This is a genomic window from Sinorhizobium sp. BG8, from assembly GCF_016864555.1.
GTDB lineage: Bacteria > Pseudomonadota > Alphaproteobacteria > Rhizobiales > Rhizobiaceae > BG8.
The window spans coordinates 182,501-207,875 of sequence record NZ_CP044012.1; the positions used below are offsets into that span (position 1 = coordinate 182,501).

Consider the following 25,375-nt stretch of genomic DNA (forward strand, 5'->3'; position numbering starts at 1 on the left):
GGGGCTTATAGGGGAACCTTAGATCCGACGTCAATAGGAATTTTTATCGACGGAAAGAAATTCACACGTGATCGATAAGCAGCCGAATGGAAGAGCGATTTTGAATGGCCCGCATTCTCGTGGAAGCGGTGCAACACAAATTACAGGCAAGCTAGCTTACCAACCCCCACGACGAATGCTGTCGCGGGCTCGTGCGGTTTGATGCCAACTTCATCAATGCCTCATGTCGGCTTGCTAGATATTGCCTCCACCGTCAAACGCGACAGGAATGTTGGTCCGACACGAACCGCGGATCATTAGACGCCCCTGCAAGACCAGCCTCCGCGGCGTTTCCGGGCTTTTCCCCGCCAGTCTTTCGAGAAGCAGGTGTGCCGCCTGCTCCCCAATCGCCTGGACCGGCTGCGCGATGGTCGTCAGGTGCGGCTCGAACACGTCCGCCCAGGGGAAATCGTCGAAACTGGCAACAGAGACGTCATCAGGACAAGTAAGGCCGAGATCCCGAATGGCCTTCATGACTCCTATCACCATCAGATTGTTTGCCGAGAATATCGCCGTTGGGCGGTCCGCGCTCGAGAGCAACTGCATCGCGGCTGTGTACGCATTCATCTCGCGAAAATTGCCAAGCCGCACCAGGTTGTCATCGAAGGGCAGCCCGGCAGCAGCCAATGCCGCACGATAGCCTGCCAGACGGTCGCGGCCCGTCGACGTTTCCAGAGACCCAGAAATGTAGCCGATGCGCCGATGGCCGAGGCCCAAAATGTACGAGGCCGCGTCCTGCACGGCTCGATGGTTGTCGAGAACCACAGCATCGGTGTCGATACCCTCACACAGGCGATCGATAAGGACAATTGGAAGCTTGGCTGCGGCGAGAATCCGTTTCAGATGTGCGTCGTCACCTGCGGGAGCAATGATCAAACCGTCGACCATGCGGTCGATCAGGAGTTCGATCTGCTCATCCTGCATGCCGACATCCTCGTCGTTGCAGCAGAGCATGACTGCATAGCCTGCGTGATGCAGAACGTCCTGGATGACAGAAACCACGTCGGTGAAGAAAGGGTTTGTGATGTCGGCGACCATGAGCCCGACCGTGCGCGTTGTTCCCAATTTCAGGCTGCGCGCGATGGCATTGCGCTTGTAGCCGATGCGGTGAATGGCCTCCTGGATCCTTGAGCGCAGTTCCGGGCTTACCGGCGCGGAACCATTGAGGACCGCAGAAACCGTCGCCACCGATACCTCGGCGGATTTCGCCACATCAAGCATCGTGGGTGCGGTTGATTTGCGGATCCTACGTTGCATGGCCAATCAAAACGTTTCGATCTAAAGCCTGTCAGAACCATATTTTAGCGGCGAACCTTTCGCAACACCGGCGGAGAAGCCTGAATCTGCTTGCTTGACACCATTTAAACGTTTCGAATAACCTCACAGGAATTGGAGAATTCAAGCGTTGGATGTTGGCTGTAGGGAGGCCGCCATATCATGCGCAATGATGTTCCGATGCCCCCTGCAAACATTGCTCGATCGGAAGATCTGCTTCTGACGGCTGACGGCGTCTCGAAGTCGTTTGGCGGTGTCGCGGCGTTGTGTGCGGTCCACTTCGACCTCATGGCCGGCGAGATTCACTCGCTGATGGGTGAGAATGGTGCAGGCAAGTCTACGCTGATGAAGATCCTGTCCGGCGTGTATACCAGCTACCAAGGTACGATCTGCGTCGATGGATCTCCCGTCCGTTTTGGCAGCGTCCGTGACGCGGAAGCCGCCGGCATCGCCATAATCCACCAGGAACTGAACCTCGTCCCCGAACTCAGTGTTGCAGACAACATCTTTCTCGGCCGCGAACGCTTGATTGCCGGCCTGTTCGTGGATCGCAAGGCAAGTCTCAATTCTTCCCGCGCGCTGCTGGAACGGCTTGGGATTCACCTTGATCCGGAGGCGCGCGTCGGAACCTTGCGTGTGGGCGAACAGCAGTTGGTGGAGATTGCCAAGGCGCTATCGTTGAACGCACGCATCCTCATCATGGACGAGCCGACCTCGGCGCTTTCGCCCGGTGAGTGCCGGCGTCTCTTCAAGATCATGCACCAGCTTTCGAAGAGTGGGGTCGGGATTGTCTACATCTCGCACAGGATCGACGAGGTCATGCAACTGAGCGATCGCGTCACCGTCTTCCGCGACGGCCGGCATGTCTGGACACGTGCGCGCGTTGACTTGAATGAAGATATGGTGATCGCGGCTATGGTCGGCCGCAGTCTCCTCGATGGCGAGCGATCACCGGTGACGTCATCCGGCCCAAGCGTGTTGTCAATTCGCAACCTTTCACTTTCGGTTGCCGGGCGGCGGGGTAGGCACGAGGTGTTGCGCGGTGTCAGCTTCGATCTCCATGCAGGCGAAATTCTCGGAATCGGCGGACTGCTCGGCGCGGGGCGTAGCGAGATTCTGACAACCATCTTCGGGTCAAGCAGGGGGCGTGCTGGTGGTGAAATCCGCCTGGACGGCGTTCCCGTCCATGTTCGTTCGCCACTCGATGCACGTCGTCTAGGCATTGCATTGGTCACCGAAGACCGCAAGACGCAGGGATTGCACCTGAATGACACGATTGCGGACAACATCGCATTGCCGCTCGTGGGACGGCTTGCGCGTTTCGCGCTGCGGTCCGCCAAGCGCGAAGCAGCAATTGCTGAACATATGGTCGATGTCCTCACCGTGCACTGCGAGGGGGTGGACCAGACGGCGAACACTCTGTCAGGCGGAAACCAGCAGAAAGTCGTAATTGGCAAGTGGTTAGCCACCCGCCCCCGCGTCCTGCTTTTGGACGAGCCGACACGCGGCATCGATGTCGGGGCCAAGCGGGAGATCTACGAGCTGATTTTCAAGCTGGCAGAGGAGGGACTGGCCATTGTCGTGGTGAGCTCAGAATTGCCCGAACTGCTTCATCTTTCCGACCGCGTGCTTGTGATGGCCGAGGGGCGGCAGACCGGCATCCTTTCCCGTGCTGAAGCAAGCGAGGAACGCATCATGCAACTCGCTGCGCCTCGCGGCGCCGGAAGGGCAGTGGCATGAATCTGGTCAGATTGCTCTCCCGGACGAAATTGTACTGGGGGCTAATTGCCATCTTCCTGATCGGCGTACTCTCATCGCCGATGACCTCCTCCGGAAAGAACATCTTTCTCTCGTCCGGCAATCTCCTGGACGTACTCCGGCAGGTGTCCACGACCGGGTTGATCGCAACGGGCATGACCGCCGTAATCCTGACTGCCGGGATCGATCTCTCTGTCGGCTCCCTCATGGCGATCTGTAGCGTCGTCTGTGCGATGCTCCTGACGGTGCCAGGCGAGACGCCAGCCGTTTTTCTTGGGCTTCCCTCGGTCAGCGCTGCGTCCCTGCTCGCCGGAGCGGTGATCGTCCGCTTTGCTTTTCTGAACATCGAGAAAGTACGAGCCGGCAAGGATAGTACCCGTGACATTCACCTCGACAGGATGCGTGGTCTCGTGCTCCCTGCGGTCGCCGGGCTCCTGCTTTGCGCATTGGTGCTGAGCTTCTTGCTGCCCCAGGTCCAGACGAAATTCGGCGTCCTGGGTGTCCTTTTGGTCGCCCCCGCAGTCGGCCTCGTCTTTGGCGCAATCAACGGCATGATAATCGTGTTCGGACGATTGCAGCCCTTTATCGTCACGCTGGCGATGATGGTCACGGCGCTCGGCATTGCGCGGCTGACGGCGGGACAAAACAACGCCGTGCTACCCGTCTATACCGGCTCCAATGCGACGGCGGATTTCGATATCCTGCGCCAGCTTGTCTTTGGCATTGTTCCGATGCCCGGCATATTCTTCATCGTCGCGATTATCCTCTACGGTGCAGTGCTCCGATTCACGCCGTTTGGGCGTTACGTTTATGCAATCGGTGGAAATGAAGAGGCTGCGAGGCTCTCCGGTATCAACGCCGGCCGTGTGAAGATCGTTACCTATGCAGTATCCGGCCTGCTTGCTGGGCTCGCCGCCGTTCTCTACGTGGCCCAGTATCGCCAGGGAAAGCCCGATGCGGGCGCGGGGCTGGAGCTTGACGCCATCGCTGCGGTAGTCATCGGCGGTACTAGCCTGATGGGTGGCAGGGGCGGTCTCGCGGGCACCTTCTGTGGTGTTCTCATCTTCGGTCTGCTGTCCAACATTCTCCAACTCCACAATATCAACTCCAATCTGCAGTTGGTCCTCAAGGGGCTCATCATCATCGGGACCGTGCTCGTGCAGGAGCGCAGCACCGGAGATCTTTTCAGCCGTCTGTGGCATTCGCGCCATCAGCCGGAAGCGCAGAGATCGGCCGCGGAGGAGCGGTCGTCGCCAGAGACAGTGTCTCTAACAATGGGAGGAAAGAAGGAATGAAACGTCGTGAGCTTATGTTGGCGGCCTTCGCAGCCGTCCTCACCGCAACCACCGTCTTGATGCCTGCAAAAGACGCCGCGGCCCAAGACAAGAAATGGAGAATTGGGTTCAGCCAAGCAACGACGATCGAGCCTTGGCGCGCCCAGTTCAACAAGGACATTATAGCCGAGGCGGCCAAGCACCCCGATGTCGAGCTGATCATCACCGACGGTGAAGACAAAACGGAAAAGCAGGTAGCTGACGTCGAGAACCTCATCCGGCAGGAAGTTAATGCGCTCCTGATCTCGCCGAAGGAATCCGCCGGCCTGACCGGAGTAGTACAGCAGGCAATCGATGCCAAGATTCCGGTTTTCGTTCTCGACCGAAACGTAGAGACCGACCAGTACACGCAGTTTGTCGGTGGTGATAACAAGCTGATCGGCCGCGCGGCGGGTGAATACGCAGTCGAAGTCCTTGGCGGAAAAGGCAAGGCCCAAGGGAACGTGGTCGAGATATGGGGCGGCATGGGCACGCAGCCCGCGCACGACCGCCATGACGGTTTCCACGAATTCACGGACAAGGAGCCAGGCATCAAAAATCTGCTCGACCAGCAATCCGGGGACTGGAAGCAGGATCAAGCCTACAACATCATGGCAACAGCTCTCCGTAACAACGAAAAGATCGACCTCGTTTATGGTCACAATGATCCGATGGCGTACGGTGCCTATCTTGCAGCCAAGGATGCCGGTCGTGAGAAAGAAATCAAATTCATCGGCATTGACGCTCTACCCGCTGAAGGTGTGACCTGGGTCAATAACGGCGAACTAACAGCCACATTCCTCTATGCAACGCCAGGGGCAGAGGGTCTCCGCCAGGCGATCAAATTCCTGAATGGCGAAAAAGTGGAAAAAACCATCACTCTCGACACACTGATGGTTACCAAGGAAAACGCAGCGCAGATTATGAAGGACAACGGACTCTGACTACGACCAGCAGCGTCCCAGGGAAGCTGGGGCGCTGCCTGAAGAACTCGCCAGCCGGATCTCAAATTACACGCAGCTGTGCAACGACACGATCGGCCATGGCAACACATCTTTCTCCATCGAAGGGGAATAACGACACGAATGAACCGGCCAATTGCTTCTCGATCGCCAGCCGCAGCATTTTGCGGGCGCGGTGCAGCCGGGTCTTCGCGGTTTCTGGTTTGATGCCGAGATGAGACGCAGCCTCTTCCGTACTCATGCCTTCGACGTCGCGTAGAATGAAGATCAGGCGAAATTGAGCGGGCAGCCGATCAACAGCCTTTTCGAGCAATTGACGTGTCTCACTGCGCGAGAACTCGGTCTCCGGATCGGCAACGGTAAGCGAGTTCGGAAATTGCAACACCTCGCCACACCCTGGTCTGGCCGTCATATCGATTTCCTCCAGACCAACACTGGGGCGGCAGCGGCGCACGCGTCCTAGCGCTTCGTTGAGGGCGATACGGGTGAGCCAGGTCGAAAGCTGGGCCTCGCCCCGAAATGTCTCGAGATGAGTAAAGGCGTGAACATAGGTCGCCTGGACAACGTCCTCCGCTTCAGCATCGTTACGCAAGATGGCTCGTGCCGACCGGAAGAGACGACGATTGTACCGCTGCACCAGAGTGCGTATCGCTCTCTCGTCACCCATCCTGGCGTGATCTACGAGATCGGCGTCGGAGAGCGTCGCCATGTCCGGGATAACTTGCGACACCAAGAGAGAAATGCCAGCCATGATTGCTCCAGCCTAGCTCTGTACTTTCATCAGCCTTGCTACGGGTGAACGTCGAGCCTTCCCACCATCATAGGGTGAAAGCTGCAATAGAACTCCGCTTCTCCCGCCTGCTTGACCGTCATGCTCCGCTCCGATTTAGGCGGCAGATCGATATCAAAACTCTTGTCGCGCGCAGTCGCGGTATGGCGGAATATATCATCATTGCGCCACGTGATCACATCGCCCACCCGCAATGCCGGCACAGTACCGAACTGCATCCTGGCGATGATGATTACATGCTCGGCGGCCATCGCGCTGACGGAATTTCCAATCGCAAGCCAGCAGACGGCCAGTGTCACTGGATTGCGAGTGAACCAGCGCACGGCAAGTCTACTTGCCCATTGATGCGAGATGCTCAGCATGCATCTGGTGCTCCTCGAAGAGCTTGAGACCCGTCTGCAGCAGGGACTTCAGTTCGTCATTTTGAGCAGACGGAATCAGCAGCGTTTCGAGCGCGCCGTTGACTTGCCTGTGATAGACCACTTCATTGTCGACATACGCCTTGTCGAAGGCTGCGTCATGAAGCTTCGAAAGTTTCGCCAGTTCCGCCTCAGCGGCAGACGAGAGCGACTTGCTGGTGTCATTATCCTCGGGTTTGACCTTCAGCTTCTTGAGAAGCGCGAGCGCCTGCTCGTTTACGGCCTTGTGGTCACGCTCCATTGTCTCCGCGAACTGGCGAACCTCCGCATTCTTGCTTTTTTCAAGGGCCTGCTTGGCTGCCGCGATATCGATCTCGCCGGCGGTATAGGCGATGTGGGCAATCTGCGGATCGGTTGGCTTATCGGCCGCGAATGCGGCAGTTGCAAGCGACGCCGCCATAGCGGTTGCCGTTAGAAATCTCGTGAACATCCTGGTCTCCTCTCTTCTGAAAACGCCAGATGCCGTCCACATCTGATACAGCCGTTCGATGCCGTTTCCGAAAAAAGGTTCCCGAAATTCGTACGCACCCACCGTACGGCAGTCCTTGTCGGTGCGCGCCACTTGGTTTGTACCAGCAGGAATGATGATGAGACGCAGGCGGAAGCGTAACCGCAGGTGGAAGTTGGCCTCGATTGTGACCTCGGTTTTCGAGGCCTCCAATCTCCTTGAGTAACAACGCCGGGGGACGATAACCAGGCAGCTAGCTGCGTGGGCTTCTATGCTCGCGGTGCCTACTGCCATAGCAGGCATCTACGGCATGAATTTCCAGAACATGCCTGAGTTGAATTCCCGTTACGGCTACTTTGTCCTCCTAAGTGTCATCGTGGCACTCTGTGCGATCCCGTATGCCCGCTTCAGAAACGCCGGCAGGGTGTAGAAGATTGAGTGCTATCGCATGCTTTAGGCGAACAGACTTGTCAGCGTTCGGCTGCGGGCCAGTCATTGGCAGGCTCCTGGATGTCCTGCTCCGAAACATCATCCGCAGGATCGGGATCTCGGTCGTTCGCGATGCGCAGACGCTCGATCTCCTTCATTACTGCCGCATAGACATCGGTCTGCTCTGCGCCTGCAACGACGGCTTTGTCGACCAGGGCCGCCAGTTCCATCCGCAGTTCTCTCTGCCAGTTGCTGGTCATTCTGTTCTCCTTCGCTTCTTAGAGGTGTCTGACAATTCGATCCACGTCGGAGCATGATCGCTGGTGTGTTCCCACCCTCGAACCTCCTTGTCGACCCCGGCTTTCGAGAGCCTGGCGGCGACGTCCGGACTGAGCAGGAGGTGATCGATCCTCAGCCCCGCGTCCCTCTCGTAGGCATTTCTGAAGTAGTCCCAGAAGGTATAGATGCGCTTGTCTTGATGGAGCTTCCGCAGGGCATCCGTCCAGCCCTGCGCGACGAGACGGCGGTAAGCCTCGCGCACCTCTATCCGAAACAATGCGTCGTTGATCCAACGCTCCGGTTTGTAGACGTCGAGCTCGGTCGGCATGACATTATAGTCACCAGCGAGGATGATCGGAACCTTGAGTTCCAGCAGTTCTCCCGCATAGGCGGTCAGCCTTTCAAACCAGGCGAGCTTGTAATCGAATTTCGGACCGGGATACGGATTGCCGTTGGGAAGGTAGAGGCAGCCGATTACCATTCCGTCGATAGCGGCCTCGATGTATCGGCTATGGCTGTCGTCGGGATCGCCGGGTAAGCCCTTTCGGGTGAGCAGTGGCTTGTGGCTTCTTGCAAGGATCGCCACGCCGTTCCAACTCTTCTGACCATGCCAAATGGCCCCATAACCGGCCGCCTCGATCGCCTTTACCGGAAAACGGGTGTCCGGTGCCTTGAGTTCCTGGAGGCAGACGATATCGGGCGACGCATCCGCCAGCCAGCGCAGCAGGACATCCAGGCGGGCTTTGACGCCGTTGACATTGTAGGTGGCGATTTTCACGGGCTAGCTCTTGTGATCATCTTTGTCGCCCTCCCCCGGCTTGGCGGCGTGCTTCGCCTTCTGGCGCTTGTTCGCGGGAAGCGAGCGCCCGACGTCTACGGACCTCTTGAATTTCCTTCCTCGTCACGCCGCACGTAACGCTTGTCGGCTCCGGTATTGATGAGTTCTCGCTTCGTCGTAACAGCCTCCGTTGATTGTTCGACCGGAAACGCGCGAAAAGCTAAAAAGTTACCCGTCGTTGGCCGTCTGGGAGATGCGCGGAACCCTCGCCGAACAGCGCGATTGCGAGAAAGTCACTGCGGCACGCTATCCAAACGGAACATGCTTCTAGATAATTCCCCTGCATCTGGACGAAACGGATAAATTCATATGGCAACCGGACTTCTCGCGCTCCTCGATGACGTCGCGGCAATTGCGAAACTTGCGGCCGCGTCTCTGGATGATGTCGCGGCCCAGACGGCGAAGGCCGGTACGAAGGCGGCGGGCGTCGTTATCGACGATGCGGCCGTGACACCGAGATACGTGGTCGGCCTGTCGCCCGCGCGGGAACTGCCGATCATCGCGAAGATCGCACTCGGTTCCTTGAAGAACAAGCTTCTGTTTCTTCTGCCGGCCTGTATTTTTCTCGGCTATTTCGCGCCATGGGCGATAACGCCTCTCCTCATGGTCGGCGGGGTCTACCTCTGCTATGAGGGTGCCGAAAAGCTATACGAGGTGTTCGCGCCACATGACGCCCATAAACATGAGGCTGCGGTGCTGGGAACATCCGACCCGGTCGCCTTGGAAAACCAGAAAGTTGCCGGCGCGATAAGAACCGATTTCATACTGTCGGCCGAAATCATGGCGTTGACCCTCGCCAACGTCGCCGCTTCCAATATTTACACGCAGGCAGCGGTCCTGGCGTCAGTCGGCATCCTGATCACTTTGGCTGTCTATGGCGTCGTTTCTCTCATCGTAAAGGCGGACGACGTTGGCCTCGCGCTCGCCACTTCCTCAGTCGGTCTGGTGAGAGCGTTCGGGCGTGGTCTCGTTGTTGGCGTCCCGGTGTTCCTCAGTATCCTCGCAATGATTGGCACTGCGGCTATGCTTTGGGTCGGCGGTAGCATACTCGTCCACGGAATGACCGAACTGGGCTTCCATGGCCCGGAGCATTTCATCGACGAGATTGCAGTAGGCGTCAGCGCCGTGTCGACCTATCTCGCAAGGGTCCTGCACTGGACTACGACATCCGCGGTCCAGGCTGTGCTGGCCATTCTGATCGGCGGTTTCACGATCATCTTGGTGCATGCGTCGGCCCCATTGATCAGATGGCTCCGACCAGACCATCCATGACCCAGCTGGCTGTCGAACGACATCTCGTTTATCGATACAGCCGAGCCGGGGGGCGAACCGTGCCCCGCTTTTCAAGCGATCCCAAGGCTCGACATGCTTTCGCGCGCGTTGCGCCGGATCGTCTGTGGCGGCTGTCCGAGCGTTCGCAAAAATGCTCGGCGCATCCGGTCGGTATCGGCAAAGCCGGTCTCGTCCGCGATCACGTCCATGGAGTGCCGGCCCTGCTCCATCATCAGCCGTGCCGCCTCGACGCGTAGGGTTTCCACGGCCTTCGCAGGCGATTGCCCCGTCTCCGACCGGAAGGCCCGGCTGAACTGGCGCGGGCTCAAGCCCGCAGCGTCGGCAAGTTCCTCGACCGACAGGACGCTGCGCAGGTTAGCCTTCGCATAGTCTACCGATTTCTGGATCCGGTCCGATTTCGGATCCAGTTCGAGCAACGCCGAAAACTGTGACTGGCCACCCGCTCTGCGATGATAGACCACGAGTTTGCGCGCAACGGAGCGAGCGACCTCCTGCCCATGATCCTTCTCGACCATGGCGAGTGCAAGGTCGATGCCCGCTGTCATCCCCGCCGACGTCCAAACCGAGCCGTCGACGATGAAAATGCGATCTTCCTCGACCCTGACGGCCGGGAAGCGCTCCCGGAGCTGGCGTGCGAAGTACCAATGCGTCGTCGCGCGCCGCCCATCCAGCAATCCGGCCTCAGCGAGGATGAAGGCGCCTGTACAGGGAGCGGCCAGCCGTCGCGCGCTTTGCAGGGAGTACCGTGCGAATTCGGTCAACCCGGGCGTTACCGGCTCGATCGTCGTCCCCGCTCCAAACATCACGGTGTCATAGGCCGTATGGTAGTCGAAAACCTTCGTATTGACCCCGAAGCCGGCGGACGACTTGATCTCGCCTCCGGCTTCGGAAAGTAGCTCTATCGCATAGGCGGCTTCGCCGAGCTGAAGATTGACCATCTCGAAGGCAGTTACCGCCGCAAACCCCAGGAGCTGGAATCCTGGAAAGACAACGTAGCCGATTTTTTGCATGGCGAACCACCTGTGTGCGAAAAGGCCGGATATCAGATTTGTGCCCTTACAAGGAGTCCGGTGCCCTGGATTGCGTGCCCCGCAGGCGTAGTAGCCAAGGCTCACGTCGGCAGCGGCTGTCCCGCCTGCTCTGCCACGATGTAGTCGGCGTACCAGTCGGGCCAGTTCTCATCGTGCTTGCCACCCGATCGTTTCTCATGCTCGCCGTGCGCGGCCGCCGCACGCCGGAGCGCGGCCGCGAGCACGGTCGACGAGGTAAAGGCAGTGATGTCCGTGTCCACGCGGCCAGGCAAGCGCTCGGTGACTTCCTGGAGTAGCCATCCGTTACCGTCGGGATCGTTGAATGCGGCGTAGGAGCGGTAGCTGCGCCGCTCCGGATCGTGACCACTGATCGCCGGCTGTCCGGGACCGGCGCGGTGTATGATCTCGCTCACGTCGGCACCACGACCGATCAATTCGGCGCGTGCGGCTTCGATATCCGATACGACGAGATACCCGTTCGCCGAGCCAGGCGCGGCCGATGTAAGCCCGGTGCCGAAATGGATCGAACTCGGCGATCCCGGCGGGGTGAACTGCACGACGCGGAACGTGTCACCGACTGGGAAGTCGCCGTCGAGCCTCCACCCCAATCCGTCATAAAAACGCTTCGCGCGGTCGACATCCGAGACAGGAATGACAACGACCTCAAGTTTCAGATCTGCCGAGGCGGTCTTTCTTGCAGTGTTCATGGCTATCTCCTTGTTTCGGGAATTGACGGTGCGTCGCCCTTCCGACCACCCGTTCAGTGACTGGGCCAACCGGTGATGCTCCCAACGCGATACCGGGCAGCAGGCGCATTGCGAGAAAGATTCGGCATGAGCTTCTGCCTCGCAGCTTCGTAGGCTTCCCAATCGCTTATGTCGGGAAGCGACGGAATCGTGATCCGCTCGCCGAGGTCGAAGCCGGCAAGCGCGGCATCCACCATGTCCTCAGCAGACATAACGATCTCGCTCGGCACATGCTCCAGCGGCGTGCCGGCTATGCCCCAGAAATCGGTCGCCGTCGCCCCCGGCAGAACGGCCTGGATGCGGATGCCTTTATCGGCAAGCTCGCTCTGAAGCGACTGGGTGAAGGCCAGTACGAAAGCCTTGCTTCCGCCGTACACGCCGTTCAGCCGTTCCGGCGCGATACCGACGATCGAGGCGACGTTGATGATCGCGCCGGTACCGCGCTTCACGAAGCCGGGCACCGCAGCATGGGTCAGCCGCGTCAGCGCGTTGACGTTCAGCGTGATCATCTCGTCCATCTTGTCGATGTCGGATTCCAACAGCGGCGCAGTCGCGCCGACGCCTGCATTGTTGACCAGCATGGTTACGCCGGCATCCGTGCGCAGCACCTTCTCGACCGCGGCGAGATCGTCCCTGTTGCCAAGGTCGGCCACGATCACCTCCACCGCGCGGCCCGTTTCGTCAGCGAGGCGCTGAGCCAGTTCATTGAGGCGCGCCCTGTTGCGCGCCACGAGGATCAGGTCATGCCCCCGCCGTGCCAGGCGATCAGCGTAAATCGCGCCTATACCGGACGAAGCGCCGGTAATCAGTGCGGTACCCTTCGCGTTCTCAAACATTGCAATCTCCATCACGTCGGAATTTCCAGCCTCGATAGTAGAAGGAGAGCTGCATGTCTCAAATGTCGAATATCCGTCATTTTCGGCCATAAAGCTTCGACCGATCGAACGAGCGATCCTCGGAAAATCTCGGGGCTGCCTCCCGACGCTCAGCGCAATAGCAAATGCCCTGCACCCTTAATGCCGTCGGAAGGCACGATACACCATAACAGCAATGATGGCGGTCGAACCGACCTTGATGACTCTGACTACCGTCCGCGCACCGAACTCCTGTATTCGTCAGGTGTCGATGCCGTCATCCTTTTGAACATGGCGATGAACGACGACGCGTTGCTGTAGCCGAGAACCGCAGCTATGGTCTCGACAGTCGCGCCCTCTTCCAGCATCGGCATGGCCTTCGTTACCCGCAACCGTTGCTTCCATTCGGCGAACGGCATACCGAGATCCCGAAGAGAACGTCGGATCAGTGTCCGCTCGGCGGTTCCCACAAGTCTCGCGTGCTCGGAAAGCGATCTGTTGTCCGCCGGGTTCTCATTGAGTGCCGACAGAACCGTCTCGAGTTGCGGATCGGTTGACCAAGGAAGATAGGTCCCAACGCGGCGGGCTCCTGTCGCCAGGTCCACGACGACGCGGAGAAACCTGAGACGTTCCTCCGATCCGTGATCCGGGCTCTCCTCGGAGCGAAGGTGCTCCAGCATCGACCGCAACAGCGGAGTAACTTCCAGGGCGGTCGTGTCTTTCGGAAGGGTCTCGCAGAGGGAAGGATCGACATAGAGCGAGCAATGGACAGCAGCCTGTCTGTTGAGGCCTCGATGCTGCACGTCCGGAGGCAGCCAGACCGCGTATTGCGGCGGCGCGAGGTAGTGACCGTCGTTGAGACTGATTTCCATCATGCCGCTGTAAGAGTAGACGAGCTCGCCCCATGGATGGCTGTGGCGAGGGTAGGTTGCGTTCTCCGGCATGCGGGCGAACCGGAAATATAGTGGGTAGGGCAACGCGTCCCGGAACGGAGTTTCCTGGGGGATCGGTCCAACAGGAGCCGAGCGAGGCTGTGTCAGGGTTTCGATACCGACTGTCATTTAATCTTTATATATGCCGTTGATGACAAATGCTACTCTCCTTGCCTCAACGTGGAGTTAGCAGCTTGGAAAGTCGCAAGTCGATCGATGTGACGGCCATCGGCCTGATGACAGTGATATGTCTGGTCTGGGCGATGCAGCAGATAGGCCTCAAGGCCACCGAAGACCTGGCAGCCCCCATATATCAAATTGGCATCAGGTCGGGGATCGCGGCCGCATGCCTGTTTGCCGTCGTCGCGCTCAAGGGCGGGACGATCCCGCTTACCGGAAGGGTCGCCCTTCTTGGTGTTGTCGCCGGAGGTCTCTTCAGCCTCGAGTTCCTTCTCGTCGGAGAGGCTCTGCGACATACCTCCGCCGCGCACGTAGTCGTGTTTCTCTATACCGCCCCGATTTTCGCGGCACTCGGACTGCACTGGCATTCTCCTTCGGAGCGGTTGTCCACTCTCCAGTGGGGAGGCATAGCCCTAGCGGGTGCGGGAATAGTGTACGCGTTTCTGGCCCCCTCGGGGACGCCAGACGAGGCTGTGAGATGGAAGTCTCTTCTGTGGGGTGACGGCCTCGCGACGCTCGCGGGCGCGGTCTGGGGTCTGACGACGATCGTGATACGGACCACGAGACTGAGCGCGATCCCGGCCACCAACGTTCTTTTCTATCAACTCGCGGGGGCATTCGTCGTTCTAACGGGAATGGCGTGGTCCACCGGGCAAACACAATTTTCCATCTCGATGCCACTGATCGCGAATCTGGTCTTCCAGACGGCCATTGTGTCGCTTGCCAGCTTCATCGCCTGGTTCTGGATGCTCACGAAATATCGAGCCTCGCAGCTTGGCGTTTTCTCATTCATGACGCCGATCTTCGGCGTTCTGCTCGGCGTGGTCTTGCTCGGCGAGCATCTCGCCCAAGAGTTCGTCACAGGCGCTTGCGCGGTTATCACGGGAATCGTGATCGTCAGCGCCTCGCCGTGGCTCGTTCAGGTCATCGTTTCCCGGCTTCTTCCTATCGTCCGTAATCAGTTTCATCAGTTTACAGGCAGAGCACTATAAAGGCTCATTCAATGAACGCCCATCCTGAGACCCAGTCATGCAACGCCTATGTGGCGTTCGTCGCGATGGCCGAGTTCGAATGGCAAGGCCTTTCGCCCATTCTCCGGGCCGGCGGCGCGGGAACAAAACTGCCTGTCGCTATGTGCCGGATAAACGCTTCGCTTCATTTTTTCCCGTCAAGGTCGGCGAGATCTTGTCTGGTGCTCGCTGCTGCGCAGTCTACGCAATCTGCCGTGATTGGCGCCTTATCACGATTGACCGGTAGCGAAGTCCCATCAGGCTTGCGAGGGTCACGGAGATTCCACGAAGTACCAGTGCCAACGCTCCCCACAACAAAACCCATTCAACTGCATTGATCCCGAACCGCCAAAGCCGATGCACGGTTTCTCCAATTGTTTGGTTCCCATTGGAAGTTTCCGACAGGTTCTTGGCGGGCCAGTACCAGTCGACCAAAGCCCCAAAATCCCTTGCGGGTTTTCCCCCGCCGGCCAGAGCAATGCGCGATGGTCCGGACCTTTGATAGGTTATCACCGCGGTCCAGTCATTCGTGTATCCAGCAAAGATTGCGTCCTTGTTGCCGTCGCTGGTCCCCGTCTTGCCGTAAACGGCGGCGGCCCGTCTCGTGCCAGCGGCAAGATGGCCAGTACCGCCTGACCTAACCGGGTGACGAAGGAGACTTCCCACTTTCCGAGCGACGTCAACCGATGTTACCCGGCGCGAAGAAGGTTCGCTTTTGCGGTAGACGATTTCGCCCATGCCCTTCGCAATTGCCACTGTCGCATAAGGGCGAAAGAACCTGCCGTTGGAGGCAATCATGTTCATCATAGTGGCGATCTTCATAGGATTCCCATTGAGACCCCCTGTGGGGATCAAAAGATGATTGTTGGGAACGGTAAACCCGAGTTCCTTCGACAGAAGAGCTGCCTCGTTGCCAACCTCATAGGCAAGGCGAACAAAAGGACGATTGCAAGAGAACCTCAAACTGTCCTGGACAGACAAACGGCCCTGACATCGATGATCGGGTTCCGCTGGGGAGTAGGATCCCCGAAGGGCCTCAGCAGACACAATCTGGTCGAGCATCCCCGGCGTTTTTGCTGCCGCAAGCAGGATTGGGATCTTTCCAATTGAACCCACCGATCTGTTCGCTTTCCACGCCGCGTTCCATTGCGATTGTGGAAATGATGACCCGGCGACGGCGAGTATCGCGCCATCTCTGCCGAGGACTACGCCAGCCAAACCATAGCCACGTGGTTCGCTCTGTTGAATGGCATCAAGGTGTTGTTGCAAGCTCGGAGATAGTGTTACGAAAATCCTGTACCGTTCCGGGAGCCTGACACCCTTGGAAGTCAGCTCCTCCCGCGCGTAATCGCGGACCCGCCTGAATTCGGGGCCTGAGACCTGATGCGATGCGGGATCGACCAATTCGATCGAATGTCCGAGCCTCTGGCGGGCCTCGTTGACAGCATTATCTGCAGTAGATCTCGATAAATAACCTTGAGTGTCCATGCGTTTGAGGACCCGAAGAGTAGCAGCCAGCGCCCTATCGGGATGCCGCCAAGGATCGCGTGCCGCTGGCGCCGGCAACATACCCACGAGCATAGCAGCTTCCATCACGGTGAGGTCACGCGCGCTTTTACCCAGATAGCGTTGAGCTGCGGCCTCAAAGCCAAAGCTGCCACGACCCAGAGGTCCCACATTGAGGTAGGCGCGCAATACATCGTGCTTACTAACCAGGTTCTCAATTTCCGAGGCCGTGACGATCTCCCATGCCTTCCTCTTTGCCTTTTGGACGAAACCGGTATCGGCCAAATCGGTCAGCAACAACCTACGCGCTAGCTGCATTGACAAGGTACTTGCCCCCGTCAGTCGTCCTGACGTGATGGCCAAGCCCCCTGACCTTGCCAGCCCCCAGTAATCGACGCCGTTATGGTATAGAAAGCGCTTGTCCTCCGAGGCCATGAGCGCCGATTTGAGATGAGGCGGAAAGTGAGCCACAGGATAGTGGTTTGGGCATAGGAGCCGATCCGCTGCGCCAACGCTCACATTTTCAAACTCATTCGTGAGCTGGCAAGTTGACAACACCTGTAGCAAAAACGCATTTCGGCCATCTGTTCTCGAATGCGCTTCCAGAGCTACGCGGAGCGCTAGCAGAAATAATGCTGCGACGAGAAGGCACCGTTTCACCCCGAACCCCTCCTCCGGTTATCCGAACAAAGATTTGGCGGGTTGGCCTAGCAGATAACATTGCCCCAAATCCGAGGAACGCGATACTGCCAATGCAGCGCTGTCGGCTTATGGGTCACTGTACCCGGTGGCAGCGATGCGAACTGATAATTCGCCAAGGGCATGCTGCCGCTGACCGATCGGCGTCGGCCAACAAGGCCGCGGCCACCCGCAAGGGAAGCGCCGAGCATCGCATACACCACTGGATCCAACTCTTCGAGACTGCAGCGGATGGCGCCCGCTGCGGTCTCGGGTAGAGACGCCGTTATCAGCAACACAGAAACCATAGCCCGCTTAAGCAAGCACGGACAAACTTGAAGGCTGAGATTCCGACGATCGCACTGTTTTCAAAGGGAAACCTTGCGCACCAGACATGCAGCAGCCGAAATGTATTTCCGTGGTCTCTGTAGGTTGCGTGCTTCGCACGGCGGACACCAATGCTGATTGTCGCAACCCCGCAGAGCTAGGGCGACAAATGCGAGCTGAGATGACCCAAACGCAGCGCACGATCCGGACATCTCTGATCCTCGCGCTGGGCGGCATCATCTGGCAACAATGACGGGTCTCGTCATCCGCGTTGGAAGCCACTTGGAGCTTGGTAAGCTTCCAGCCTAGCCCCAAAACCACAGCGTAACGTTTTTGTTGTCGTGCCCTGCAGATGTTCTCCCAAAGTGCATACTTGACTCTTCTCCCAAATGAGAACATTTAGAGAACAAATGGCACCCGTATTGGTGGCCTTCATGAGTTGGGAGAGCATCATGAGCAAATCCAGCAAACTGATCGTGTTGGCAGCGTTCGATAGGAACGATGAGGGCTGCATCATCCCAGCGTTCGATCCCCGCCAGATCGAGACAGAGGAACGAGCTGTCCGTGATGCGAAGGTCATTGCAACATACCATGCAGGTGTCGTCGCCTGGAGACGTGATGCAGACCCGAACGCTGGAGAATATGGCCCTCCGATCGTGCTCTATCAGCACGGCGAGATCCCGGACATGGAGTAGTGCCTAGTGCTAATGCGACAGACGTTGAGCATGAGCGACGCTGAATCACCGGCAGAACGCCGCACACCCGTTCTCTTTAAGCACTGGTGCGAGCAAGCGCTGGGACTCGTTTGGGCACGAGAACCGCCAGCAGGGCTCACCGACCGGTTCTGCGGCGGTCACCGCCCAGCGGATGACGAATGACCCGGCAGCGAAAAAGAAGCAGACCGCACACAGAAATCCCACGTTCCATCGTCAGTACACGTTACCCTACCTCTCCGACTACGCAGGCAGAAAGATATGGGTGAAATGCGGCAAGTGCCCTTTGCGCAAGCGGTACGATGCCAACACCCTGCTGGCAAAGATTGGCGACGTCTGCATGCATGAGCTGATCGGCAGGCTCGCCCGTGCTGAGGGCTGCCCGAAGGTGGACAACATTTCCGCCGATCGCTGCAACCTGCACTACGACATTAAGGCAATGGGCGAACTGATCGGGGACCAGAATCGACAACTCCGCTAGAGCGGGAATCTATGGCCCTTTATGACCCCAAAGCAGCCACGATACGTCGGACCCATTTCCTCCCCTCCCTGGATGTCGAAGGGTCGGCGATTTCTAGGGTTATTCCGGCTTATCCTGTTGCCACAGATCGGTCAGCGAGATTCCTTTTCTCCCCCAGTTGTCGGTGTCACCTCGTCGATCACGACGAAGACATACTCGGGATTGCGCCCCAACTCCTCTAATATAACTTCCGTCATCCTTCGACTGACGGCCGCTTCCGATCAACGCTGGCAATGCCTTTCGCGATCTCGACCTTGACGTATGGCAGCGGCTAGCCTCCATCCCTTTCGAGCTTTTTACCCCTAGGGAGCCCTTCCTTGCAGCCGGCGCTTGGCGGACAAACGAGGATGTCCGTTTGTGGCCCCAAGCCGATATATGAAGTTTAACAGTCACTGAGCGGCTTTGCGCCACAAGCCGTCATGGACCCTGAGCAGTCAGGCGGCGCTAAGCCAGATTTACAGCGCCGCGAGCGCGACCAAGTGCGGCCACACTTCAATAGAGCCTCGATAGATCATGTGCAGCGATACGTAGAGGATGAGTGCGAGACCGACATACGCGATCCAGTGATATCGATTCAGGAGACGCGCAATGAAGTTTGCCGCGACACCCATCATGGCAATCGACAGGACCAGGCCGATAACAAGAACGGTCGGATGCTCGCGTGCTGCACCGGCAACCGCCAGAACGTTGTCCAGGGACATGGAAATATCGGCAATGACGATCTGTGTTGCAGCCTGAAAAAATGTCTTCTTGTGAGTGGTCGTCCCGCCCGCATCAGACGCATCGCCGGCACCGACCGCGGCGCGAAGTTCTCGCCACATCTTCCAGCACACCCAAAGCAGGAGAATGCCGCCCGCCAGTAGCAGTCCGATGATGTCGAGCAGTTGAACGGTGACGCTCGCAAGCGCGACGCGAAGGACCGTCGCGGCAAGGATGCCGACAAGGATAGCCTTCTTGCGCTGCTCGGACGGCAAGCCAGCAGCAGCGAGGCCGATAACGACGGCGTTGTCGCCCGCAAGCACCAAGTCAATCATAATGACCTGCAGGAGCGCCAACAGGCCGGCAGACGTGAAAATTTCCATGATTTGTGCCTTGTGAAGGATAACCGGCCCAGTACTAGGGCCGGCGCGAAGGTCGAGCAAGTAAGTTTTGCTACGCTTCGCCGCCGGTTGTGAAATCAGCCGAAGAGACTTTACGACTGCCGCGGCTTTGCCAGACGGACATCAACTCCGCCACTGGCGACTATGCAATCCGGCTGAACTATGACCGAGAAAGCTGGCTGTCAGGCACGGCAAGCACCATGGACCAGTTTCTCTCGCAGCCGTGGCCGGGGAAAATTTCGCGGTTGTTCAACTGCGAAGCTCAGAGCCGCTGTGACGGTCGCTAATGACCTGGCGAGTGGCTCCTTTCCGCCAAAGTCGGAATCCATCACGGGGGGCCGATATCCGCTTGTGGCGCAATTGCGATCATAAAGGGGATTCAGCGCGATCGATGAGGCCCGCAACTTGGGGTCCAGTATTGAGAGTCCATGGTCAGCTCAAAGCCTACCGCGTTTTGCCCAGCCTCATCTTGGTCGCCCACCATTGGCGCTGGGCCGATGCTGGGCTATCATCCGTTAGTTGCCGGAGAGGCATCCGCGCTCCGGCTTTGGAGGAGCGACCCCCATGATTGCCAGGATTTCAATTGCCCTTTTTTTGGCGCTCGCGCCTGTGCATGCCTCCGCCAATCAGTGCCCCTCCATGATGGCGGCAATTGACGCGGCACTCCCGAACGCCTCCCTGTCAGAAGCCGACATGGCCAAGGTCAAACAGCTGCGCCAGCAAGGCGAACAGTTGCACCAGTCCGGCGATCACGCAGGCTCCGAGGCAGCGCTTGGCGAGGCGAAGAAAATGCTCGGAATCTGAAGAGCCCGATTGCCCCCGGCCCTTTCAGCTTCGAATAGTCTGGGAACGGTCGGCATAGCCGCCCGGCTAGTCTTCCATCGCCATCTGGTGGCTGATTCCAATGGCCCGCTTGCGGCGCTCAGCGGACGATCCGACCCGCCTCTGCCCTTCCTTCCGAGCAGCCATACCGTTTCGGTTACACCCGGTCCTGTGCGGCTGCGCCCAACCTGCTCGGGCCTTTCCGGCAGTCGGCCGGCGTTTCCCCACACGGCAGTAGCTGAGTGTCGACCCTTGTGAACTTCATCATCTGTGGGTGCGCCCCTTGCTCAACCATCCTCGAGCCCTAACTGCCACAATTTACAGGTCAGCAGAAACAGGGCACTGTAAATGGAGCGCGGCCCCTGATCCGGCCGTCGGCGTCGTCGCAGGGAGGATGCTATGCCAACGATTATTGGCTATCACAACATCACAAAGGGCGCGAAACATTGGCTCACCTCACCGAAGCGCAAGGAGTTTTTCGGTCCGCTCGGGGCGACCAACATTCGAACGTTTGTTGATCCTCAAGAACCGACTCGCGTTGCGGTGATGATGGACGTTGCGGATCTTGATGCCTTGCAGGCGGCGATGCAGAGCAAGGCCGCCGCCGATGCGATGGCCTTCGACGGGGTCGTGCCTGAGTCTCTGGTGATCCTCGTCGAATCGAAGGGGTAATCTCTCCGCCGAGATAGGGTACTCGTTCAAACTTCGCTCACTGCGGAACGTCCAGCTGACGGCTGGCGGCAATCATCGCTGCGAATGTGGTTGGCTGTTCGCGGATGATGGGCTCGGACGAGGCGGGTACGCTTGCCGTCCTCAAAGGCCCCCGCGAGGCATTGTTCAACCCCGCCGTTACCGAGCATAACGGCCGAGTGGCGAAGCTCATCGCGACGGCACGTTGTTGGAGTTTGCCAGCGTGGTTGACGGCATCAAATGCATTTGAAGATCGCGGCGTCCGGCTATGCCACAACCCGGTCATGGTCGAGGTAACATCCCGGCTCAAAGCGGAAGTGCATCTGAACCCGATGGAACTTAAACTGGCAGCCCGTTGCGGTCATCTGCGCTTTAATCTTCATCATCAGCGGTCAAGCCATGCCCACCCGCCAAACGTGATACCCGCGTGACGCATGTCGGAGATTGACGCGTTCAGTGTCGGAGGCTATCGGCAGCGGCGAGCATCTCCGCCGCGTTAGGAAAGATGGAAAGGCTGTCCGGCCCGTCGTGCGCTTCAATTTGCACCCAGCGAACGATGCCGTCGGCGTCGACGAGGAAATGCCCGACAAGTTGTGTGGGGTGACTGGTGAACATCGCATGATCGGCATCATCGAGCTCGAAGGCGTCCTGGGCATTGAGTACTGGATTGGCCGCCATTGGATGTAGCGCTTCCGGCAATTCGCCAGTCGGGTTGATGCGAACCGCCTCGAATTGCGCCATGCTTACCCGGTAGGGCCATGAAGGCCGCTCGCGGCTGTTTTCGGGCAGGAACTCGGCGTGCGGTACGCCGAAGGCCCGGTGCGTGGAGCAATCCTGATCACACAGGAGCACGGCCGGAGTCGGCCGGTGCCCAAAATACATGCGGGCGCGCTCTACAGGAGTGTTGATCACGATCACGGTCTCCACTCCCGCCGCGCGCAGGGTAGGTTGTAGGCCTCCGAGCTGTCCGACCTGACGTCGGCAGAACGGGCAGTGCAGCCCGCGAAAGAAAGCGATCAGAAACGGGTGACCGTGGAGGCTGGCGGGCGTCGCCATCCTGCTATGTGCGATCGTGCTCGACCGTGTTGTTCAGGGTCGCGGAGTGCAGTGACGCGCTCTCCGGCTCAAGAGTTGCTTAAAATCTAGGGTATGGGTTGGTTGCGAGATGCCTCGAGGCCGAATAGGCTCTGTCTGCGGCAAGCGCGCCGCCTGCTTGCGAGGGTTCTTATGGCTACTGGAACAGTAAAATTCTTCAATCAGGATAAGGGTTTCGGTTTTATCACGCCGGACGGTGGCGGCCCCGATGTATTCGTCCATGTGTCGGCGCTGCAGGGCGGTGGTTCGCTGCGCGATGGCCAGAAGGTCACCTATGAGCTTGGGCAGGACCGCAAGACGGGTAAGTCCAAAGCCGAAAACGTCCGGCCTGCCTGAACATCACTCCATGCGGGGTGCCCGAATTGGATCGGGTATACGGCGATTGTTGTTGCGAATGCCCTCACCACAGTGATGGCTTCGAGGGCTCTGCGTGAGCGTATTCTTGCGCGTCGAACCAAACGCCTGGAAACGCTCGCCCTGTCTACCTACTTCGTCATAGGTCGCCACCGCAGCGCGATGATCGTCAGGGAAAACATAAAAACAACAATAAAACGAGGTTGTTCAAGTGCTAGCTTCACAAGGGCAATGCGTTGGAGGCACTACGAACTTTGCTGCCGAGCGAGACAGTTTTGGAAGAGCGTCTGGCTCTTGCTGTGATTGCCAAGGGCTCTGGGTATGCTCCAGGCTGGCGACCGTGAAAGGGCCTCTCCCTATCTCGATTAAAACGTTGAGACTAGCAGAGCCTCCATCCTCTTGCTGCGGTGAAACTACCCCGTGCAGAAAGTACACGGGGGTTTGAAGCCGTTAGTTGCTAATCGGTGGGTCTTGAATGAGATTCGGACCGCCGCCGGCATTCGAATCAACCCGCTGTCGCCCTATGACTAAGTAGGCGAGTGCACTAACTGACAATACCGCCTTTTCCTTCAACAACGTGCGGCACTGATCGGCGATGGATAGAAACGACCCTAACATCAACGGTCGGCTGGGTCGCTTCGGGAAAGCGAAGTGGGCTGACCATGCCGACCGTCAACGCGGCTCTCGACCAACTCCAGAAACTCGGGATCGTTGAACAGACAACGGGGCGACGGCGTGGGCGGGTTTTCGTCTATCGCGCGTACATGGAAATCCTCAGCGACGGAGCAAGCGGCTAAATGGTTCCCGTCGATACATTATGCGATCCCGGACGCAAAAACCGGAAACAAACTCGGCACAGGATGGTCGCGGCCTCCTACTACGCAGATCCTCCCATTCGAATATAGTTCGACCGTAAGATGCTTATTGCCGGACTGCTGCACGTGATCGCCAACTCGGTTGTCGGAGTGCATCCACTCAGACGACCGCTTCGCAAGGAAGGGACTTACATTTCAGCGCAAAACATAAGTGGCCTCCCGAAATGGCCTGGGTACATTCGTCTCAACGCTCCGATCAAATAGGCTCTCAATTGGATCAGATACTCGCCATACGAACCTTTGTCCGCGTCGCCGAGGCCGGCTCTTTCGCCAAGGCCGCGGACTCTATGAACCTGCCCCGGTCCTCCGTGAGCAAGCTCGTACAGGATCTCGAGGCGCATCTCGGGACCAAACTCGTGGAACGCACCACGCGGTCGGTGACGATGACCACGGAAGGCATCACCTATCATGAGCGTGCCTTGCGCCTCCTTGCTGATCTCGACGACATGGACAGCACCGTCGCCGGTTCTCGTACCGCTCCGAAAGGGAGGCTCCGCGTGGACATCGGCTCCGTTCTGGCGAACCTGATCCTCATTCCTTCTCTCTCGGACTTCCAGCGCCAGTATCCGGACATCGATCTCCTTCTGGGTGTCAGCGATCGCTCCGCCGATATTATAGGCGAAGGAATAGATTGCGTCGTCCGGGGCGGTTACCTCGTCGATTCCTCGATGAAGGCGCGGAAGCTGTGCGAGTTGGATTACGTCCTATGCGCGGCACCCTCCTACCTCGATGGCCGACACCCTCCCACACATCCAGACGATATCCAGGCGCACCGGGTCGTGAGCTATTTTTCAGCTTCGTCCGGTAAACGCTTCCCGTTGCGCTTCCAGCGCGGTGAAGAACGAACCGAGTATTTGCCGACTTCAAATGGCATCTCGGTCAATGAAAGCACGGCGCATCTCAACTCGCTGCTGGCCGGGCTGGGGATCGGACAAAGCTTCGGCTTCCTGGCAAGACCTTTTATCGAGGACGGCTCGCTGGTCGAACTCCTTCCCGCCTGGAAGCCGGAAAATCATGAGCTACACCTCGTCTACCCTGCGGACAGATTTCCGAACCCTCGGCTGCGGGCATTCGCTGACTGGGCGACGAAGGTATTCGAGCGCGTCGACGCCAGGCGCGGCGAACCGGTGTCCGACACCATCCACGTGAATGGATAATGTGTCCATTCTGAACGGCTTCTCGCTGCCAGAGTGACAATCTAGTTTCCTCACATCGGACGGCGACGACAGGCTAGAGGCCCGCGCAACCTCCCGACCAGTTTTAGAGCTTTAACAGGCCGCGCGCACTCGGGCTGAACCCTTCCGCACGACCAGCAATAGGAGAGCGAAATGACCAATAGACTTGCAAACAAGATCGCTGTCGTTACCGGCGCCACCAGCGGCATCGGGCTTTCGACCGCCAAACTCTTTGCCGCCGAGGGCGCACGCGTGTACATCTCGGGCCGCCGTAAGGATGCCCTGGGCAAAGCAGTGGCAGAGATCGGCAACGGTGCGGTCGGTGTGCAGGCCGACTCTTCGAACAACGACGATCTGGACAAGCTTTTCGCGCAAGTGAAATTGGAACAAGGACGCTTGGACGTCCTCGTCGTCAACGCCGGCGGCGGCACCATGCTCCCGCTCGGTCAGATCACCGAGGAACAGATCGACGACACCTTCGGCCGCAACGTAAAGAGCGTCATCTTCACCGTCCAGAAGGCGCTGCCGCTGCTGAGCAGGGGTTCGTCGGTCGTGCTGACCGGTTCGACCGCCGGACAAGAAGGGACTGCTGCCTTCTCCGTATACTCGGCCTCCAAGGCGGCCGTCCGCAACCTCGCCCGTTCCTGGGCTCTTGACCTCAAGGGCACCGGCATCCGCATCAACGTCGTCTCCCCCGGCGCCACTCGCACGCCCGGCTTGGTCGAGCTTGCTGGCGACGACAAGGAACAGCAGCAGGGCCTGCTTGACTACCTCGCCTCGCGCATCCCGCTCGGCCGCGTCGGAGAACCCAACGAAATCGCCAAAGCGACCTTGTTCCTCGCCTCCGACGACGCAAGCTTCGTCAACGGCGCAGAGCTCTTCGTCGACGGCGGCCAAGCCCAAGTCTGATCTCGCGACAGGAGC

General features: G+C 58.7%; 24 protein-coding genes and 3 pseudogenes. 14 read left to right on the top strand and 13 right to left on the bottom strand.

Going from position 1 to position 25,375, the window contains the following annotated elements:
* Window positions 1–234: 234 nt before the first annotated feature.
* Window positions 235–1,260, bottom strand: a complete 1,026-nt coding sequence (locus F3Y30_RS21920; protein WP_203427599.1) for a LacI family DNA-binding transcriptional regulator — start codon at window positions 1,258–1,260, stop codon at window positions 235–237.
* Between the two features lie 216 nt (window positions 1,261–1,476).
* Here F3Y30_RS21920 and F3Y30_RS21925 point away from each other — a divergent pair, with 216 nt between their 5' ends.
* Genes F3Y30_RS21925 through F3Y30_RS21935 form a run of 3 tightly spaced genes read left to right on the top strand, consistent with a single transcriptional unit; the run spans window position 1,477 to window position 5,329 of the window.
* Window positions 1,477–3,054 carry a sugar ABC transporter ATP-binding protein gene (locus F3Y30_RS21925; protein WP_203427296.1) on the top strand — a complete coding sequence of 526 codons (1,578 nt, stop codon included), beginning with the start codon at window positions 1,477–1,479 and terminating at the stop codon, window positions 3,052–3,054.
* Window positions 3,051–4,367, top strand: a complete 1,317-nt coding sequence (locus F3Y30_RS21930; RefSeq protein ID WP_203427297.1) for an ABC transporter permease — start codon at window positions 3,051–3,053, stop codon at window positions 4,365–4,367. The genes F3Y30_RS21925 and F3Y30_RS21930 overlap by 4 nt, the downstream gene beginning before the upstream one ends.
* Window positions 4,364–5,329, top strand: coding sequence for a substrate-binding domain-containing protein (locus tag F3Y30_RS21935; RefSeq protein WP_203427298.1), 966 nt, complete (start codon window positions 4,364–4,366; stop codon window positions 5,327–5,329). Before F3Y30_RS21930 ends, F3Y30_RS21935 begins: the two co-directional genes overlap by 4 nt.
* A gap of 61 nt (window positions 5,330–5,390) precedes the next feature.
* Here the strand turns inward: F3Y30_RS21935 and F3Y30_RS21940 are convergent, their stop codons facing one another.
* Genes F3Y30_RS21940 through F3Y30_RS21950 form a run of 3 tightly spaced genes read right to left on the bottom strand, consistent with a single transcriptional unit; the run spans window position 5,391 to window position 6,986 of the window.
* On the bottom strand, window positions 5,391–6,098 hold the full coding sequence (locus F3Y30_RS21940) for an RNA polymerase sigma factor (RefSeq protein ID WP_203427299.1): 708 nt from the start codon (window positions 6,096–6,098) through the stop codon (window positions 5,391–5,393).
* A gap of 38 nt (window positions 6,099–6,136) precedes the next feature.
* Window positions 6,137–6,499, bottom strand: coding sequence for an amicyanin (locus F3Y30_RS21945; RefSeq protein ID WP_246753055.1), 363 nt, complete (start codon window positions 6,497–6,499; stop codon window positions 6,137–6,139).
* Complete coding sequence (locus F3Y30_RS21950; protein WP_203427300.1) at window positions 6,468–6,986, bottom strand: DUF4142 domain-containing protein; 519 nt, start codon at window positions 6,984–6,986, stop codon at window positions 6,468–6,470. Before F3Y30_RS21950 ends, F3Y30_RS21945 begins: the two co-directional genes overlap by 32 nt.
* Window positions 6,987–7,188: 202 nt before the next feature.
* Between F3Y30_RS21950 and F3Y30_RS21955 the strand changes: the two are divergent.
* Window positions 7,189–7,434: pseudogene (locus tag F3Y30_RS21955) on the top strand (CorA family divalent cation transporter); the annotation flags it as partial.
* Window positions 7,435–7,474: 40 nt separating this feature from the next.
* Here the strand turns inward: F3Y30_RS21955 and F3Y30_RS21960 are convergent.
* Together F3Y30_RS21960 and xth are read right to left on the bottom strand one after the other, a co-directional pair.
* Window positions 7,475–7,693, bottom strand: coding sequence for a hypothetical protein (locus F3Y30_RS21960; RefSeq protein ID WP_203427301.1), 219 nt, complete (start codon window positions 7,691–7,693; stop codon window positions 7,475–7,477).
* Window positions 7,690–8,490 carry an exodeoxyribonuclease III gene (gene xth / locus F3Y30_RS21965; protein ID WP_203427302.1) on the bottom strand — a complete coding sequence of 267 codons (801 nt, stop codon included), beginning with the start codon at window positions 8,488–8,490 and terminating at the stop codon, window positions 7,690–7,692. The genes F3Y30_RS21960 and xth overlap by 4 nt, the downstream gene beginning before the upstream one ends.
* A gap of 369 nt (window positions 8,491–8,859) precedes the next feature.
* Between xth and F3Y30_RS21970 the strand changes: the two genes are divergently transcribed.
* The gene (locus tag F3Y30_RS21970; protein ID WP_203427303.1) at window positions 8,860–9,822 is read left to right on the top strand and encodes a DUF808 domain-containing protein; all 963 of its coding nucleotides are present in this window, start codon (window positions 8,860–8,862) and stop codon (window positions 9,820–9,822) included.
* A gap of 71 nt (window positions 9,823–9,893) precedes the next feature.
* Here F3Y30_RS21970 and F3Y30_RS21975 read toward each other — a convergent pair whose 3' ends face one another.
* From F3Y30_RS21975 to F3Y30_RS21990, 4 genes are all read right to left on the bottom strand, one after another.
* Window positions 9,894–10,853, bottom strand: coding sequence for a GlxA family transcriptional regulator (locus F3Y30_RS21975; protein ID WP_203427304.1), 960 nt, complete (start codon window positions 10,851–10,853; stop codon window positions 9,894–9,896).
* Between the two features lie 101 nt (window positions 10,854–10,954).
* On the bottom strand, window positions 10,955–11,581 hold the full coding sequence (locus tag F3Y30_RS21980; protein ID WP_203427305.1) for a VOC family protein: 627 nt from the start codon (window positions 11,579–11,581) through the stop codon (window positions 10,955–10,957).
* 53 nt (window positions 11,582–11,634) lie between these two features.
* Complete coding sequence (locus F3Y30_RS21985; protein ID WP_203427306.1) at window positions 11,635–12,456, bottom strand: SDR family oxidoreductase; 822 nt, start codon at window positions 12,454–12,456, stop codon at window positions 11,635–11,637.
* Between the two features lie 248 nt (window positions 12,457–12,704).
* Complete coding sequence (locus F3Y30_RS21990) at window positions 12,705–13,418, bottom strand: helix-turn-helix transcriptional regulator (RefSeq protein ID WP_246753056.1); 714 nt, start codon at window positions 13,416–13,418, stop codon at window positions 12,705–12,707.
* A 182-nt stretch (window positions 13,419–13,600) separates the two neighbouring features.
* Between F3Y30_RS21990 and F3Y30_RS21995 the strand changes: the two genes are divergently transcribed.
* Entirely contained in the window at window positions 13,601–14,578 is a 978-nt protein-coding gene (locus tag F3Y30_RS21995; RefSeq protein WP_203427308.1) for a DMT family transporter, read from the top strand.
* Between the two features lie 219 nt (window positions 14,579–14,797).
* On the opposite strand, the gene F3Y30_RS22000 is transcribed toward F3Y30_RS21995, so the two are convergent.
* Window positions 14,798–16,537, bottom strand: a complete 1,740-nt coding sequence (locus F3Y30_RS22000) for a transglycosylase domain-containing protein (protein WP_246753077.1) — start codon at window positions 16,535–16,537, stop codon at window positions 14,798–14,800.
* Between the two features lie 1,022 nt (window positions 16,538–17,559).
* Here F3Y30_RS22000 and F3Y30_RS22005 point away from each other — a divergent pair.
* Together F3Y30_RS22005 and F3Y30_RS22010 are read left to right on the top strand one after the other, a co-directional pair.
* On the top strand, window positions 17,560–17,802 hold the full coding sequence (locus F3Y30_RS22005; protein ID WP_246753057.1) for a hypothetical protein: 243 nt from the start codon (window positions 17,560–17,562) through the stop codon (window positions 17,800–17,802).
* Window positions 17,803–17,974: 172 nt separating this feature from the next.
* On the top strand, window positions 17,975–18,301 hold the full coding sequence (locus F3Y30_RS22010) for a hypothetical protein (protein WP_203427310.1): 327 nt from the start codon (window positions 17,975–17,977) through the stop codon (window positions 18,299–18,301).
* Between the two features lie 494 nt (window positions 18,302–18,795).
* Here F3Y30_RS22010 and F3Y30_RS22020 read toward each other — a convergent pair whose 3' ends face one another.
* Entirely contained in the window at window positions 18,796–19,422 is a 627-nt protein-coding gene (locus tag F3Y30_RS22020) for a TerC family protein (RefSeq protein ID WP_203427312.1), read from the bottom strand.
* Between the two features lie 582 nt (window positions 19,423–20,004).
* Between F3Y30_RS22020 and F3Y30_RS22025 the strand changes: the two genes are divergently transcribed.
* A complete protein-coding gene (locus F3Y30_RS22025; RefSeq protein ID WP_203427313.1) occupies window positions 20,005–20,244 on the top strand; it encodes a hypothetical protein in 240 nt (79 codons plus the stop codon).
* A 417-nt stretch (window positions 20,245–20,661) separates the two neighbouring features.
* Window positions 20,662–20,934, top strand: a complete 273-nt coding sequence (locus tag F3Y30_RS22030; protein WP_203427314.1) for a hypothetical protein — start codon at window positions 20,662–20,664, stop codon at window positions 20,932–20,934.
* 471 nt (window positions 20,935–21,405) lie between these two features.
* Here F3Y30_RS22030 and F3Y30_RS22035 read toward each other — a convergent pair.
* Window positions 21,406–21,978: pseudogene (locus F3Y30_RS22035) on the bottom strand (redoxin domain-containing protein); the annotation flags it as partial.
* Window positions 21,979–22,179: 201 nt separating this feature from the next.
* Here F3Y30_RS22035 and F3Y30_RS22040 point away from each other — a divergent pair.
* From F3Y30_RS22040 to F3Y30_RS22050, 4 genes and pseudogenes are all read left to right on the top strand, one after another.
* On the top strand, window positions 22,180–22,383 hold the full coding sequence (locus F3Y30_RS22040) for a cold-shock protein (protein ID WP_203427316.1): 204 nt from the start codon (window positions 22,180–22,182) through the stop codon (window positions 22,381–22,383).
* A 653-nt stretch (window positions 22,384–23,036) separates the two neighbouring features.
* A pseudogene (locus F3Y30_RS26495) lies at window positions 23,037–23,198 on the top strand (Fic family protein); the annotation flags it as partial.
* Window positions 23,199–23,488: 290 nt separating this feature from the next.
* Window positions 23,489–24,433 carry a LysR family transcriptional regulator gene (locus F3Y30_RS22045; protein WP_203427317.1) on the top strand — a complete coding sequence of 315 codons (945 nt, stop codon included), beginning with the start codon at window positions 23,489–23,491 and terminating at the stop codon, window positions 24,431–24,433.
* Window positions 24,434–24,604: 171 nt separating this feature from the next.
* Window positions 24,605–25,360 (top strand): SDR family oxidoreductase, encoded by a 756-nt coding sequence (locus F3Y30_RS22050; RefSeq protein ID WP_203427318.1) that lies wholly within the window; start codon window positions 24,605–24,607, stop codon window positions 25,358–25,360.
* Window positions 25,361–25,375: the final 15 nt, after the last annotated feature.

What these genes read in the sequence shown, in the direction of transcription:
- F3Y30_RS22025 (WP_203427313.1), top strand. Translation starts at nt 20,005, where the DNA reads ATGATTGCCAGGATTTCAATTGCCCTTTTTTTGGCGCTCGCGCCTGTG.
- F3Y30_RS21980 (WP_203427305.1), bottom strand. Translation starts at nt 11,581, where the DNA reads ATGAACACTGCAAGAAAGACCGCCTCGGCAGATCTGAAACTTGAGGTC.
- F3Y30_RS21990 (WP_246753056.1), bottom strand. Translation starts at nt 13,418, where the DNA reads ATGCCGGAGAACGCAACCTACCCTCGCCACAGCCATCCATGGGGCGAG.
- F3Y30_RS22030 (WP_203427314.1), top strand. Translation starts at nt 20,662, where the DNA reads ATGCCAACGATTATTGGCTATCACAACATCACAAAGGGCGCGAAACAT.
- F3Y30_RS21950 (WP_203427300.1), bottom strand. Translation starts at nt 6,986, where the DNA reads ATGTTCACGAGATTTCTAACGGCAACCGCTATGGCGGCGTCGCTTGCA.
- F3Y30_RS21985 (WP_203427306.1), bottom strand. Translation starts at nt 12,456, where the DNA reads ATGTTTGAGAACGCGAAGGGTACCGCACTGATTACCGGCGCTTCGTCC.
- F3Y30_RS21975 (WP_203427304.1), bottom strand. Translation starts at nt 10,853, where the DNA reads ATGCAAAAAATCGGCTACGTTGTCTTTCCAGGATTCCAGCTCCTGGGG.
- F3Y30_RS22010 (WP_203427310.1), top strand. Translation starts at nt 17,975, where the DNA reads ATGACGAATGACCCGGCAGCGAAAAAGAAGCAGACCGCACACAGAAAT.
- F3Y30_RS21945 (WP_246753055.1), bottom strand. Translation starts at nt 6,499, where the DNA reads ATGCTGAGCATCTCGCATCAATGGGCAAGTAGACTTGCCGTGCGCTGG.
- F3Y30_RS21940 (WP_203427299.1), bottom strand. Translation starts at nt 6,098, where the DNA reads ATGGCTGGCATTTCTCTCTTGGTGTCGCAAGTTATCCCGGACATGGCG.
- F3Y30_RS21970 (WP_203427303.1), top strand. Translation starts at nt 8,860, where the DNA reads ATGGCAACCGGACTTCTCGCGCTCCTCGATGACGTCGCGGCAATTGCG.
- F3Y30_RS21960 (WP_203427301.1), bottom strand. Translation starts at nt 7,693, where the DNA reads ATGACCAGCAACTGGCAGAGAGAACTGCGGATGGAACTGGCGGCCCTG.
- F3Y30_RS22040 (WP_203427316.1), top strand. Translation starts at nt 22,180, where the DNA reads ATGGCTACTGGAACAGTAAAATTCTTCAATCAGGATAAGGGTTTCGGT.
- F3Y30_RS21920 (WP_203427599.1), bottom strand. Translation starts at nt 1,260, where the DNA reads ATGCTTGATGTGGCGAAATCCGCCGAGGTATCGGTGGCGACGGTTTCT.
- F3Y30_RS22000 (WP_246753077.1), bottom strand. Translation starts at nt 16,537, where the DNA reads ATGGCCTCGGAGGACAAGCGCTTTCTATACCATAACGGCGTCGATTAC.
- F3Y30_RS22050 (WP_203427318.1), top strand. Translation starts at nt 24,605, where the DNA reads ATGACCAATAGACTTGCAAACAAGATCGCTGTCGTTACCGGCGCCACC.
- F3Y30_RS21925 (WP_203427296.1), top strand. Translation starts at nt 1,477, where the DNA reads ATGCGCAATGATGTTCCGATGCCCCCTGCAAACATTGCTCGATCGGAA.
- F3Y30_RS22005 (WP_246753057.1), top strand. Translation starts at nt 17,560, where the DNA reads ATGAGCAAATCCAGCAAACTGATCGTGTTGGCAGCGTTCGATAGGAAC.
- F3Y30_RS21935 (WP_203427298.1), top strand. Translation starts at nt 4,364, where the DNA reads ATGAAACGTCGTGAGCTTATGTTGGCGGCCTTCGCAGCCGTCCTCACC.
- F3Y30_RS22020 (WP_203427312.1), bottom strand. Translation starts at nt 19,422, where the DNA reads ATGGAAATTTTCACGTCTGCCGGCCTGTTGGCGCTCCTGCAGGTCATT.
- F3Y30_RS21930 (WP_203427297.1), top strand. Translation starts at nt 3,051, where the DNA reads ATGAATCTGGTCAGATTGCTCTCCCGGACGAAATTGTACTGGGGGCTA.